We start from the raw sequence: 12,933 nt of genomic DNA on the forward strand, positions 1-12,933 counted from the left end.
GTCGAGGCCTAGCCCCTTCACCATGGCCCACCCTGCCCACGCCATCCTCCTGGCCGCCGGCCGCGGCAACCGCATGCGGCCGCTGACCGACCAGTTGCCCAAGCCCCTGCTGGTCGTGCATGGCAAGCCGCTGCTGCAATGGCACGTGGACGCCCTGGCCGAGGCCGGCTGCGCCGACCTGGTGATCAACACCGCCTGGCTCGGCGAGCAGATCCCCGCGCATTTCGGCCCATACCCACGCAGCAGCGAAGGCCTGGCGCTGGACATCGCCTACTCGGCCGAGGGCGAGGACTTCGGCTACGCGCTGGAGACCGCTGGCGGCATCGCGCGCGCGCTGCCGCTGCTGGACGAGGTGTTCTGGGTCGTCGCGGGCGACGTCTTCGCGCCCGGCTTCCCCTTCGCGCCCGAGGCGCTGGAGCGCTTCGCGCGGGGCGAGCGCCTGGCCCACCTGTGGCTGGTGCCCAACCCCGAGCACAACCCCCGCGGCGACTTCGGCCTCAGCCCCGAAGGCCTGGCGCTCAACCTCGTTGCAGGCGCCGAGGCCCCGCGCCACACCTACAGCACCATCGGCCTGTACCGGCGCGCGCTGTTTGAGGCGCCGTGGTTCGACATTCCGCCCGGCAACCCGCAGGGCCGCGCCGAGCCGCTGGCGCCGCTGCTGCGCCGGGCCATGGACGCCGGCCGCGTGAGCGCCGAGCTGTACCCGGGGCCCTGGACGGATGTGGGAACGCCCCAGCGTCTGGCCGAGTTGAACCGGCAGGAGCCCCCACGCTCCACGGCGGCGCGGGTCGCGCCCCCCCAAGGGCGCTGATCCGGCGGCGGGCGGGCGGCGCCGGATCGCCTCTGGACCCCGCGCCCCGGCGCTTGCCGCCACAATGGCGCGATGGACGCTTCGACCCACTTCCGCCTCTACGCCGAGCGCCGCGCGCGCCTGGCCTCGCAACTCGGCCCCGGCGGCATCGCCATCGTGCCCACCGCGCTGGAACGTCCGCGCAACCGAGACACCGACTTCATCTACCGGCACGACAGCTACTTCTACTACCTGAGTGGCTTCGCCGAGCCGCAGGCCTGGCTCTTGATCACCGCCGAGGGCCGCACCACGCTGTTTTGCCAGCCCAAGGACCTGGAGCGCGAGATCTGGGACGGCATCCGCCTGGGCCCCGAGGCCGCGCCGGCGGCGCTGGGCGTGGACGAGGCCTTCTCCGTCGCCGAACTCGACCAGCGCCTGCCCCGGCTGCTGGAGAACCGCGCGGTGGTCTGGTACCCCTTCGCCACCCACACGGGCCTGGAGGGCCGCATCGACGGCTGGCTGCAGAAGGTGCGCGCGCGCGTGCGCTACGGCGCCCTGTGCCCCGAAAGCCAGCGCGACCTGTGCACCCCGCTCGACGAGATGCGCCTGGTGAAGGACGCGCACGAACTGGACATCATGCGCCGCGCCTCGCGCATCAGCGCGCGCGGTCACATCCGCGCCATGCAGCGCAGCGCCGCCATGCTGCGCGCCGGGCAGGACGTGCGCGAGTACCACCTCGACGCCGAGCTGCTGCACGAGTTCCGCCAGGGCGGCTCGCAGTACCCGGCCTACGGCAGCATCGTGGCGGCCGGCGCCAACGCCTGCATCCTGCACTACCGCGCCGACGCCGCGCCCATCCGCGACGGCGAGCTGGTGCTGATCGACGCCGGCTGCGAGCTCGACGGCTACGCCAGCGACATCACGCGCACCTTCCCCGCCAACGGCCGCTTCACCGGTCCGCAGCGCGCGGTCTATGAGCTGGTGCTGGCCAGCCAGGAGGCGGCCGTGGCCGCCACCAAAGCCGGCGCGCGTTTCATCGATCCGCACGAGGCCACCGTCAAGGTGCTCGCCCAGGGCCTGCTCGACCTGGGCCTGCTCGACAAGAACAAGGTGGGCGCGGTGGACGACGTGATCGCCCAGCGCGCGTACTTTCCGTTCTACATGCACCGCACCGGCCACTGGCTGGGCATGGACGTGCACGATTGCGGCAGCTACGTCGAGCCGTCCGAGGTCGGCCAGGTCAGCGAGCGCCAGGACCCGCTGTCCGGCGAGACCATCAAGGACCGCCCGAGCCGCATCCTGCGCCCGGGCATGGTGCTCACCATCGAGCCGGGGCTGTACATCCGCCCCGCCGAAGGCGTGCCCGAGCGCTTCTGGAACATCGGCATCCGCATCGAGGACGACGCCGTGGTCACCGAAACCGGCTGCGAACTGATCACCCGCGACGTGCCGGTGGCGCCCGACGCCATCGAGGCCCTGATGCGGGGCTGAGCCGACTACTGCAGCGTGCGGTGCTCCGGCAGGAGGGGCATCAGCCCGGCGGCGGGCGCCGCGGCGCTGCCCAGCTCCAGCAGCCAACGCGAACTCAGCCGGCCCAGCAACACCCGCATGGGCCGCGACAGCGCCGGGTGCTGCGCCAGCTCGGTGAGATTGCTCACCACCTTGCCGACCATCAGTTCGCGCTGGCACACCGGACCGCTGTGCTGGGCGCAACCGGTCATGAGCGCGAGCGTGCCGGCCAGCAGCGCCTCGACGGGCGGCAGGCTGTATTCCTCGTCGGCGTGGGTCGGAAAGGACGGCTTCATGGGGTGCTCCGGCGGTGACAGGCTGGCCATCATATGAGAACGATTCTCATTTGCAAAGGCCGCACCCCTTTTCCCCAGCGGCGATGGGCTCACAATCCCCCGGCCGCAACAACGACAAGGAGAGTCACATGCAAGGCGACAAGAAAGTGATTGCCCACCTTCAGGCGCAACTGAAGAACGAGCTGACGGCGATCAACCAGTACTTCGTGCACTACCGCATGCTCAAACACTGGGGCCTGGACAAGCTCGCGAGCAAGGAATACGAGGAATCGATCGGCGAGATGAAGCACGCCGACAAGCTGATGGACCGCATCTTCATGCTCGACGGCCTGCCCAACCTGCAGGACCTGGGCAAGCTCGGCATCGGCGAGGACGTGCCCGAGATCCTGCGCTGCGACCTCACACTCGAGCAAGGCGCGCAGGCCACCATCAAGGAAGGCATCGCGCACTGCGAGGCCGTGCGCGACTACGTCTCGCGCGACCTGCTCCAGACCATTCTGGACGACACCGAGGAACACATCGACTTCCTGGAGACGCAGATCGAGCTGGTCGAGAAGGTCGGCCTGCAGAACTACCTGCAGAGCCAGATGGGTTCGGTGAGCTGAGGCGACTCAGGGGAGAAGCCGCCCGTCGGGCGGCGGTTAAGAGGGCTTGCGTAATGAATGCGATCCATTATCATTTGCAGAAGTTTCTCGGCACCCAACCCCATGATCGTCTGCGTTTGCCACCGCGTCAGTGACAAGACCATCGCCCAGTGCGCCCGGTCCGGCATGGCGTTTGACGACATCCAGCTCGAACTCGGCGTGGCCACGCAGTGCGGCCAATGCGAAGGCTGCGCGCGCTCGGTCTTCGCCGAATGCGCCCCGGGCCAGGTCGTGGCCCACCTGCAGCGACAGACCGCCGAACAGGCCCGCCAGGTCGAACGCGCCTGAGCCCGCTCGCCCGCCCAGGGCGAGCCCATTCCCCCCTTCCCAGTCACAAGCCCTTCACCCGGGACGCCCTGTGTGCTCTCCCGGGTTTCGGTGTGCCCGACTTAGAATGCGAATTCGCCTTTCGCATGGCAAAAATCAAGGCCGGAGACGTGCATGACCGCATCGAACACCCCTGAGGACAAACGCGCCGAACTGCGCCGCGCCGCGCTGCAGTACCACGAGCAGCCCCTGCCCGGCAAAGTGGCCATTGCCGCCACCAAGCCCTTGTCGAACCAGCGCGACCTGGCCCTGGCCTATTCGCCCGGCGTGGCCGCCCCCTGCGAAGAAATCGTGGCCGACCCGGTCAACGCCTTCAAGTACACCGCCCGCGGCAACCTGGTGGCGGTCATCACCAACGGCACGGCCGTGCTGGGCCTGGGCGACATCGGCCCGCTCGCCGCCAAGCCGGTGATGGAAGGCAAAGGCGTGCTGTTCAAGAAGTTCTCAGGCATCGACGTCTTCGACATCGAGATCAACGAAAAGGACCCGGACAAGCTGGTCGAGGTCATCGCCGCGCTGGAGCCCACCTTCGGCGGCATCAACCTCGAGGACATCAAGGCACCCGATTGCTTCTACGTCGAGCGCAAGCTGCGCGAGCGCATGAAGATCCCGGTCTTCCACGACGACCAGCATGGCACCGCCATCGTCGTCGGCGCGGCCATCCTCAACGGCCTGAAGGTGGTGGGCAAGGACCTCAAGGCGGTCAAGCTGGTGACCTCGGGCGCCGGCGCCGCCGCCCTCGCCTGCCTGGGCCTGCTGGTCAAGCTGGGCCTGCCGCGCGAGAACATCTGGGTGACCGACCTGGCCGGTGTGGTCTACGAGGGCCGCACCGAGCTGATGGACGAGGACAAGGTGCAGTTCGCGCAGAAGACCAGCGCACGCACCTTGGCCGAGGTCGTCGCGGGCGCCGACATCTTCCTGGGCCTGTCGGCCGGCGGTGTGCTCAAGCCCGAGATGGTCAAGTCCATGGCGGCACAACCAATCATCCTGGCATTGGCCAATCCGAACCCCGAAATCCTGCCGGAAGACGTGAAGGCCGTGCGCGACGACGCCATCATGGCCACCGGCCGCACGGATTACCCGAACCAGGTCAACAACGTCCTGTGCTTCCCCTACATCTTCCGTGGCGCGCTCGACTCGGGCGCCACCACCATCACGGACGAGATGGAGATCGCCTCCGTGCACGCCATCGCCGAGCTGGCGCAGGCCGAGCAGAGCGAAGTCGTGGCCGCCGCGTACGCGGGCGAGAAGCTGGCTTTCGGCCCCGAATACCTGATCCCCAAGCCCTTCGACCCGCGGCTGATGATCAAGATCGCGCCCGCGGTGGCGCAGGCCGCGGCCGACAGCGGCGTGGCCTTGCGCCCCATCACGGACATGGCCGCCTACCGCGAGAAGCTGCAGGGTTTCGTGTTCGCCTCCGGCACCGTCATGCGGCCCATCTTCTCGGCCGCCAAGCTGGCGCAGCGCAAGCGCGTGGCCTACGCCGAGGGCGAAGAGGAGCGCGTGCTGCGCGCTTGCCAGATCGTGGTGGACGAGGGCCTGGCGCGGCCCACGCTGATCGGCCGCCCGGCCATCATTGCCCAGCGCATCGAGAAGTTCGGCCTGCGCCTGAAGGAGGGACTGGACTATGACGTGGTCAACGTCGAGCAGGACCACCGCTACCGCGACTTCTGGCAGACCTACCACCGCATGACCGAACGCAAGGGCGTCACCCAGCAGCTCGCCAAGATCGAGATGCGCCGCCGCCTCACGCTCATCGGCACCATGCTGCTGCACAAGGGCGAGGTCGACGGCCTCATCTGCGGCACCTGGGGCACCACCCAAGGCCACCTGCACTACATCGACCAGGTCATCGGCAAACGCGCGGGCGGCAGCCCCAGCACCGCGCAGGACGTGCGCGTTTATGCCTGCATGAACGGACTGATGCTGCCGGGTCGCCAGGTCTTCCTGGTCGACACCCACGTCAACCACGACCCCACGCCCGAGGAGCTCTGCGAGATCACGGTCATGGCGGCCGAAGAGATGCTGCGCTTCGGCATCCAGCCCAAAGCGGCCCTGCTGTCGCACTCCAGTTTCGGCTCCTCCAACGAGCCCTCCGCCGTCAAGATGCGCCGCACGCTCGACCTGCTGCGCGACCAGGCGCCCTGGCTGGAGGTGGACGGCGAGATGCACGGCGACGTGGCGCTGGACCCGGTCGCGCGCGCCGCGCTCATGCCCAATTCCACCCTCAAGGGCGTGGCCAACCTGCTGGTGCTGCCGAACATCGATGCGGCCAACATCGCCTACAACCTGCTGAAGACGGCGGCCGGCGGCAACATCGCCATCGGCCCGGTGCTGCTCGGTGCCGCTCAGCCGGTGCACATCCTGACGCCCAGCGCCACCGTGCGCCGCATCGTCAACATGACGGCCCTGACAGTGGCGGACGCCAACGTGGCACGCTAGGGCATTCAAGCAAAGCGGGCGCTAACTTTTTTTGACGGTTTTCGCCCTGCCGACTGCCTGTTTTTTAGGCATTCGCTTGCGTTTTGGCGCCGGTTAGGGCACACTCTCGCGCTTGAATTCAGGGTTAACCCCAGGACATTGGCCCAGGGTTGACCCGCATCAGGAGCAAGCCAACCTCATGGATTTGCGGCGGGTACGCCAGCACTGGGGCAGGGGAAAAGCCGGCTTATTTGCGGCTGTCGCGGCCACTGTGGTCGCCAGCGCAAGCACCTTTTTGGTGCAGGCCCGCGGCCCCGAGTCCCCCGTCCTCGCCCCTGCCGCGTCCATGTCGGTATCGGCCCTGCCAACGCAGGGTCAGCAGGTTCTGGGCCAGATCCGCCAGGGTGGGCCCTTTCGCTACGAAAAAGACGGCACTGTCTTCTTCAATCGCGAGGGTCTGCTGCCCAGGGAACAGCGGGGGTACTACCGGGAATACACCGTACCCACTCCGGGTTTGAACCACCGGGGAGCGCGGCGTATTGTGTGTGGCGGCGCGCGGCCCGCCGCGCCTGATGCCTGTTATTACACCGAGGACCACTACTCGAGCTTCAAGCGCATCGTGCAGTGAGCCTCCGGCGATCGATCGGTATTTCAACCTTTGACTGTGAAAGAGACGCGGAGATGGACACGCCACTTCGTAATGTGCGACCCAACATCGTTCAGTCGATTCGCGCCTATGGCGTGAAAGACCTGCAAGCGGCGGCCGAGTACCTCGGCCACCACTTCCTCTACGCCAACCTGGCCAAGGCGCAGAGCAAGCAGGACGTGCTGGAGTTGATTGCCGCCCAGTACACCTTGCCCGCGCACTTCGGCAAGAACTTCGATGCGCTGTACGACTGCATGACCGACATGGTCCACAAGTCTGGCCCGCAGACCGGCTTCATCGTGGTGCTTGAGCACATCCCCGCGCACAGCAAGTTCGACAAGGAAGCGCGCGAGCAGTTGCTCGACATCTTCCGCGACGCCGCCGACTACTGGAGCGACCGCAAGATCCCGTTCCGCTGCTTCTATTCCTTCTCGGTGGCGCGCAGCCCCAAGGGCGAGGAGCCGATCGAAGTGCAGAACGAGGAACCCATGCCGACGGACAAAATCCTCGACGTGAGCCCGCAGGCGCTGCGCATGAGCAGCCCATTCAACGCCGGGTACTGGCTCGCCGCGGCGTGAACAACGCCCCCCGCGCCGCGCCAGCGGCGCGTCACCCCCCACGGGGGGCGGCACCTGAGGACCGGCGAAGCCGGATCCTCGGTGCCACTGGATGAGCCCCGACACTTGTCGGGGCTTTTTCATGCCTGCGTGGTTTGCGCCAGTGCGACGTATTCGCCCACGGACACCTCCTCGGCCCGGCGCTGCAGATCGAAACTTCCGGCCGCGTTGCGCTGCTCCAGCCACTTGCCCAGCGTGTGACGCAGCAGCTTGCGGCGCTGGCTGAAGGCGACTTGCACGAGTTCGGCCAAGTGCTTCGGATCAAGAACCGGTGGCTCGGCCAAGGGCAACATGCGCACCACGGCGCTGTCGACGCGCGGCGGTGGATCGAAGGCCTCAGGCGGCACGAACAGCACGTTCTCCATGGCGTAGCGCCACTGCAGCATCACCGACAGGCGCCCGTAGTCGGCCGTGGCGGGCGCGGCGACCATGCGGTCGATGACCTCCTTCTGCAGCATGAAGTGCTGGTCCTGCACGGCAGCGACGTGCTCGAGCAGGTGAAAGAGGATAGGCGTGGAGATGTTGTAGGGCAGGTTGCCAACCACCCGCAAGGGGCCGGACGCGGCCGCGCGCAAGGCGCTGAAATCCACCTGCAGCACGTCGGACTCGACCACGTCCAACTGACCGTGGTCGCGCAGCCGCGCCGCGAGATCGCGGTCGAGTTCGATCACCGTCAAGCGGCCGAGCCGCTCCACCAGCGGCTGCGTGAGCGCCGCCAGGCCCGGGCCGATCTCGACCATGGGCTGGCCGGGACGCGGATCGATTGCGCGCACGATGGCGTCGATGACGCCGGTGTCGGTGAGGAAGTGCTGCCCGAAGCGCTTGCGCGCGATGTGCTTCACGGCTGCGGGTCTTCGCGCATCTCGACGTAGGCGCGCGAGCGCACGTCGCGCGCCCACAGCGCCAGCGCCTCGCCCATCTTCTGCTCGCGCACGACCATGCGCAGGCGCTCACGTTGCTGTTTCTCGTCGAGTTGCACGTTGCGGCGCTCGTCGACGCGAATGAGGTGCACGCCGAAGCGCGAGACGATGGGTTCGGAAACCTCGCCCGGGCGCAGGCGGTTCATGGCCTCTTCGAACTCGGGCACGAACTGGCCGGGCAGGGCCCAGCCCAGGCTGCCGCCGTTGGCGGCCGAGCCGTCCTGGCTGTTCTCGCGCGCCAGCGTTTCGAAGTTGGCCGTGCCTGCCGCGATGCGCTGGCGGAAATCGCTCAGGCGCGCGATGGCGGCCTCGGGCGTGAGCTGCGCGCTCGGCCGCAGCAGGATGTGGCTGGCGCGCGTCTGCGTCACGCTCATGGAGGGCATGCCGGCCTGGCGCTTGTCGTTCACCTTGAGCACGTGAAAACCGGCCGGGCTGCGCAGCGGGCCGGCGATGGCGCCCGGCGCCAGGTCGCGCGTGCTGCTCACGAAAAGATCGGGCAGCCGGCTGGCCGAGCGCCAGCCAAACTCGCCGCCATTGACGCGCTCGGCGGCGTCGGAGAACTCACGCGCGAGCGCGGCGAAGTCCTCGCCGGCGCGGGCGCGCTCGGCCACGCGCTGCGCGCGCGCCTGGCGCTCGGCCACCAAGGCCTCGCTGGCGTTCTCGGGCACCAGCACCAGCACGTGACTGAGGTTGAGTTCGAGGTTTTCGATGCCGCTGCTGCCCTTCTGTTCGCGCAGGTACTCGTCGATGTCGGCGTCGGTCACCCGCACGCGCGAATCGACTTCGCGGTCGCGCAGGCGCTGCAGCAGCTGCTGCTGGCGCAGCTCCTCGCGGAAGCGGTTGATGTCGTAGCCATCGGCGCGCAGCCGCCGGCGGAACTCTTCGTGGCTCAGGCTGTTCTGGGCGGCGATGTTCTGCTCGGCCTGATCGATCTCGGCGTCGCTCACACGCAGGCCGCTTTCACGGGCCAGGTGCAACTGCGCGCGCTCGTTGATGAGCTGCTCGACCACCTGGCGCAGCAGCACCTCGCGCGGCGGGGCGTTGGTGATGTTGCGCTGCGCGATGGTCTGCTCGACCTGGCGCAGGCGCTGACGCACCTCGTGGTTGGTGACGGGCTCGGAATTGACCAGGGCGACGATGTAGTCGGCCGTGCGGCTGCCCGCGGCGGGCGCGGTGGCCGAGGGCAGGGTGAGGCCGCCCGGGGTGCGCAGGGTCTGCGCCGGCACGGTGGCGGGCCACAGCAGGGCCAGGCCCAAGGCAATAGCGGTCAGGAAAGGGCGGTCAGTCATAACGTTGGAACCGGCTCGGCGGGTTGATTTCTTCGCGCAGGTATTGGTAGCGCGGCACGTTGTCCCTGAGGGTCTGCAGCGGGTTGGAGCCGAGGCGCGTGAAGCCCGTGAATTCGAGCTGGAACAGGATGCGTTGGTTCGCCGAGGCCGCGCTGCGCTGGAGCCTTTCGAGCACCACGCGCCCGATCCAGCAGCCGGCATCGTACTCAAAGCCAGCCACCAGATCGACGATCTTGCGGTCGGGCACGCTGTAGTTGACGCGACCCACGCCATACCACTGGCCGGGGCCGAGGGCCTGGCCGGGCACGGCCTCGGGGCTGCGGCCGAAGATGCCGCTCAGCGGCCACTGCCAGCCAATGTCGAACTGCTCGGAGGCGCCTCGCTGCAGGCGCCAGGCGGCGCTGAGCACGCGGTAGGGCCCGGGCGTGTAGCGCGCGCTCACGGTGGTGCGCACGGACTCGTTGCTGCTGGGGTTGTACTGGAAGGTGGTGTCGAACAGCCAGCGCGGCGTCCACTGCACGCGCGCGGCCAGCAGCACGTCGCTGAAGCGCTCCTGCACGGGGGTGCCGCCGGGCAGCGTGACGTCCTGGTCGGCCAGCAGGTAGCGCTGCGCGATGCCCAGGCGCACGATCTCGGCACCGGTGCCGGGGTCGAGCAGGCGCGAGCTCACGCCCAGGGTGACACCGCGCGTGTCGGAGATGCGGTCGTTGCCGGTGAAGACGTTGTCGGAGTAGATGGTCGCGAGGTTGAAGTCGGTCGCGGCCGAGTCGTAGTTGGGCAGGAAGCTCTGGTCGCGGTAGGGCGTCCAGGTGAAGTAGGCGCGCGGCTCCAGGGTCTGCAGGAAGGCGCGGCCGAAGTAGCTGGCGTCGCGCTCGAAGACCAGGCCGCTGTCCAGGCTGACGGTGGGCACGGCGCGCGAGGCGCTGCGCTGGCCATTGGCCAGCGGCTGGTCGAAGTTGTACTGCGTGCTGTGCAGCCGCGCGCGCGGCTCGATGAACCAGCCCGGCGTCTGGAAGCGGTGGCTGATGGTCGCGACGGCCATTGCGCGCTCGCCGTTGGGCTGGCCGGTGAGCAGGGGATCGGACTCGAAGCGCGTGTACTCGCCGTAGACCGACACCGCGCCGCGGCCCGACAGGCCGCCCCAGTTCAGGTCGCTCAGTCCATAGTTCAGGCCCAGCGAGGGCAGGCGGTCGTAGGGCGGCGTGATCGGCGTATCGATGTCCTGCAGCGTCTGCCAGGTGTAGACACCGGCCGAGGCCGACCAGGGGCCCTTGCCCCAGCTGACCACGGCGTCGCTGGGCAGCAGGCGCTGCGTCAGCGTGGCCGAGGCGCGCGGGAAGTCGCGCCAGTAGTTGTCGTCGCTCACCCGGTTGAGGTTGAGCGACAGGCCGGAACTGCCACTGCCGCCCAGGCGGTTGAGGGCGTTGCTCAGGGCCTGCGTGTGCTGCAGCGTGTAGCTCCAGCGGTCCTCGCCGCGCAGGCGGTCCGAGGGCATGAACGAGCCGCGCAGGCGGCCGGTGTAGTCGGGCTGCAGGTAGCGGAACTCGGCGCCGATGTCGATCCCGCGCTTGGTCATCAGCGTGGGGAACAGCGTCAGGTCGTAGTTCGGCGCCAGGTTGAGGTAGTAGGGCAGCGTGAGCTCGAGGCCGCTCAGGTTGTCCAGGTTGATGGCCGGCGGCAGCAGGCCCGACTTGCGCTGGTCGCTCAGCGGGAAGGTGAAGTAGGGCGCCCCCAGGATGGGCACGCCCTTGAATTCGAGCGCGCCGCCATAGGCCGTGCCGACCTGCTCCACGTTGTCGAACTCGATGCGGTTGGCGCGCACCAGCCAGGCCGGCATCCAGTCGGCGCCCGGCACGCGCGGGCAGGTGCTGTAGCGGGCCTGGTGCGCGGTGGAATGGTCCTGGTCCTGGAAGTCCATGCGCGCGGCGTCGCCGCGGCCGTTGTTGTTGAGCAGCTCGAACTGCGGCTGGTCGAAGTAGCCCTTGAAGGTGTCCACGTTGAGCCGCAGCTCGGGGCCCATGAACCGGTCGCCGCTGCGGTTGACGAGCACGTTGCCTTCGGCATGGGCCTCGCGCGTGCCCTCGTCGAAGCTCAGGCGGTCGGCGCGGATCACGGTGTCGTGGCGGCGCAGCTCGGCCTCGCCCTCGACGGTGGTGGACTCGCCGGTGTGGCCTTCGATGCGCTGGCCGGAGACGAACGTGGGCGCCTGGCTGCGCACGTCGGCCGGCAACTGCTCCTGCAAGCGCAGGCTGGGGCGCAGCGTGAGGCCCTTGTCCTGCGCCTGCGCGGCGCTGGCCAGGCAGGCGCCGACCACCGCCGCGGCCACCGGCGCGAGCGCGTACCGGACAGGAGAACGAGACGGAAGGGTGCGGCGTTTCAAGATCGGGCCCGGCGGCGTTCGGGCCGCGCACGCTGGCGTTGGAGGCGTTTGTAGAATCCGCCGGATTATTCCACGGGGCCCGTCTCGGGCCTGGCGCCCAGCCCCCCACCTCCCCCAGCCATGACCCCGCCGCCGACGACCGTCGCGTGGGCCGACCCGCAGCGCGAGGCGGCCTTCCATTCCTGGCTCGCGCCGCTGGCGCGCCAACATCGCCTGGTCCCCGCCAGCCTGCGCCCGGCTTCGGCCGACGCGAGCTTTCGCCGCTACCTGCGGCTGGACGACGAGGCCGGTGGCAGCGCGATCGTGATGGACGCGCCGCCCGACAAGGAAAACAGCGAGCCCTTCGTGCGCATCGCCGAGCTGATGTGCGCGGCCGGCCTGCGCGTGCCGCAGGTGCTTGACTGGGACCGGGCCCACGGCTTCCTGCTGCTCGACGACCTGGGCACGCAGACCATGCTGGACGTCATCGACGCCGCGCAACCCCAGGCCAACGCGGACCTCTACCGCGACGCCCTGGCCGCCTTGCTGCCCTGGCAGCAGGCCAGCCGCCCCGGCGTGCTGCCGCCCTACGACGAGGCCGTGCTGCGCCGCGAACTGCAGCTCTTCCCCGACTGGTACCTCGGGCAACACAAGGGCCTCGTCCTGGACGACAGCCAGCAGCAGGTCCTGCGAAAAACCTTCGACCTGATCGTGGCCCGCGTGCTGGCCATGCCCACGGTCTACGTGCACCGCGACTTCATGCCGCGCAACCTGATGGTGCTGCGCGAGCGCGGCGATACGCCGGCCACGCAGCTCGGCGTGCTCGACTTCCAGGACGCGCTGCACGGCCCCATCGCCTACGACATCGCCAGCCTCATGCGCGACGCCTTCCTCAGCTGGGAGGAGGACTTCGTCATCGATGTCACCGTGCGTTACTGGGAACAGGCGCGCAAGCTCGGCCTCATGGACTTCGAGGACTGGCACGCCGACTTCGGCGCCTTCTACCGCGCGGTGGAGTGGATGGGCCTGCAACGCCACCTCAAGGTCGCGGGCATCTTCGCGCGCCTCACGCTGCGCGACGGCAAGCCCAAGTACCTGGCCGATGCGCCGCGCTT

At 68.8% G+C, this 12,933-nt stretch carries 11 protein-coding genes and 1 pseudogene; 8 read left to right on the plus strand and 4 right to left on the minus strand.

The window, feature by feature from the left end; all coding sequences use genetic code 11:
- Positions 1-22 precede the first annotated feature (22 nt).
- Together BGO22_RS10725 and BGO22_RS10730 are read left to right on the plus strand one after the other, a co-directional pair.
- Positions 23-811, plus strand: coding sequence for a nucleotidyltransferase family protein (locus BGO22_RS10725; RefSeq protein WP_286850806.1), 789 nt, complete (start codon positions 23-25; stop codon positions 809-811).
- A 72-nt stretch (positions 812-883) separates the two neighbouring features.
- A complete protein-coding gene (locus BGO22_RS10730) occupies positions 884-2,281 on the plus strand; it encodes an aminopeptidase P N-terminal domain-containing protein (RefSeq protein ID WP_070399725.1) in 1,398 nt (465 codons plus the stop codon).
- Between the two features lie 5 nt (positions 2,282-2,286).
- Here the strand turns inward: BGO22_RS10730 and BGO22_RS10735 are convergent, their stop codons facing one another.
- On the minus strand, positions 2,287-2,595 hold the full coding sequence (locus tag BGO22_RS10735; protein WP_204743714.1) for a hypothetical protein: 309 nt from the start codon (positions 2,593-2,595) through the stop codon (positions 2,287-2,289).
- A gap of 128 nt (positions 2,596-2,723) precedes the next feature.
- Between BGO22_RS10735 and bfr the strand changes: the two genes are divergently transcribed.
- The 5 genes and pseudogenes from bfr to BGO22_RS10760 form a co-directional block, all read left to right on the plus strand.
- The gene (bfr, locus tag BGO22_RS10740; RefSeq protein ID WP_070399723.1) at positions 2,724-3,200 is read left to right on the plus strand and encodes a bacterioferritin; all 477 of its coding nucleotides are present in this window, start codon (positions 2,724-2,726) and stop codon (positions 3,198-3,200) included.
- Positions 3,201-3,302: 102 nt separating this feature from the next.
- Complete coding sequence (locus tag BGO22_RS10745; RefSeq protein ID WP_070399722.1) at positions 3,303-3,527, plus strand: (2Fe-2S)-binding protein; 225 nt, start codon at positions 3,303-3,305, stop codon at positions 3,525-3,527.
- A gap of 153 nt (positions 3,528-3,680) precedes the next feature.
- The gene (locus BGO22_RS10750) at positions 3,681-6,008 is read left to right on the plus strand and encodes an NADP-dependent malic enzyme (RefSeq protein WP_070399721.1); all 2,328 of its coding nucleotides are present in this window, start codon (positions 3,681-3,683) and stop codon (positions 6,006-6,008) included.
- Between the two features lie 178 nt (positions 6,009-6,186).
- Entirely contained in the window at positions 6,187-6,615 is a 429-nt protein-coding gene (locus BGO22_RS10755; RefSeq protein WP_083293226.1) for a guanyl-specific ribonuclease, read from the plus strand.
- Positions 6,616-6,668: 53 nt separating this feature from the next.
- Positions 6,669-7,064: pseudogene (locus BGO22_RS10760) on the plus strand (barstar family protein); the annotation flags it as partial.
- 266 nt (positions 7,065-7,330) lie between these two features.
- On the opposite strand, the gene rsmA reads toward BGO22_RS10760, so the two are convergent.
- From rsmA to BGO22_RS10775, 3 genes are read right to left on the minus strand one after another with little or no spacing between them, the layout of a single operon-like run.
- Complete coding sequence (rsmA, locus tag BGO22_RS10765) at positions 7,331-8,092, minus strand: 16S rRNA (adenine(1518)-N(6)/adenine(1519)-N(6))-dimethyltransferase RsmA (RefSeq protein WP_070399719.1); 762 nt, start codon at positions 8,090-8,092, stop codon at positions 7,331-7,333.
- Positions 8,089-9,459: a peptidylprolyl isomerase gene (locus tag BGO22_RS10770; RefSeq protein ID WP_286850810.1), complete on the minus strand. Its 1,371-nt coding sequence runs from the start codon at positions 9,457-9,459 to the stop codon at positions 8,089-8,091. The genes rsmA and BGO22_RS10770 overlap by 4 nt, the downstream gene beginning before the upstream one ends.
- On the minus strand, positions 9,452-11,839 hold the full coding sequence (locus tag BGO22_RS10775; RefSeq protein ID WP_286850811.1) for an LPS-assembly protein LptD: 2,388 nt from the start codon (positions 11,837-11,839) through the stop codon (positions 9,452-9,454). Before BGO22_RS10775 ends, BGO22_RS10770 begins: the two co-directional genes overlap by 8 nt.
- A 120-nt stretch (positions 11,840-11,959) precedes the next feature.
- On the opposite strand from BGO22_RS10775, the gene BGO22_RS10780 reads away from it, so the two are divergent.
- A partial coding sequence (locus BGO22_RS10780) for an aminoglycoside phosphotransferase family protein (protein ID WP_286850813.1) occupies positions 11,960-12,933 on the plus strand: 974 nt, incomplete at its 3' end.

Source organism: Hydrogenophaga sp. 70-12 (assembly GCF_001897365.1).
GTDB lineage: Bacteria > Pseudomonadota > Gammaproteobacteria > Burkholderiales > Burkholderiaceae_C > Hydrogenophaga > Hydrogenophaga borbori.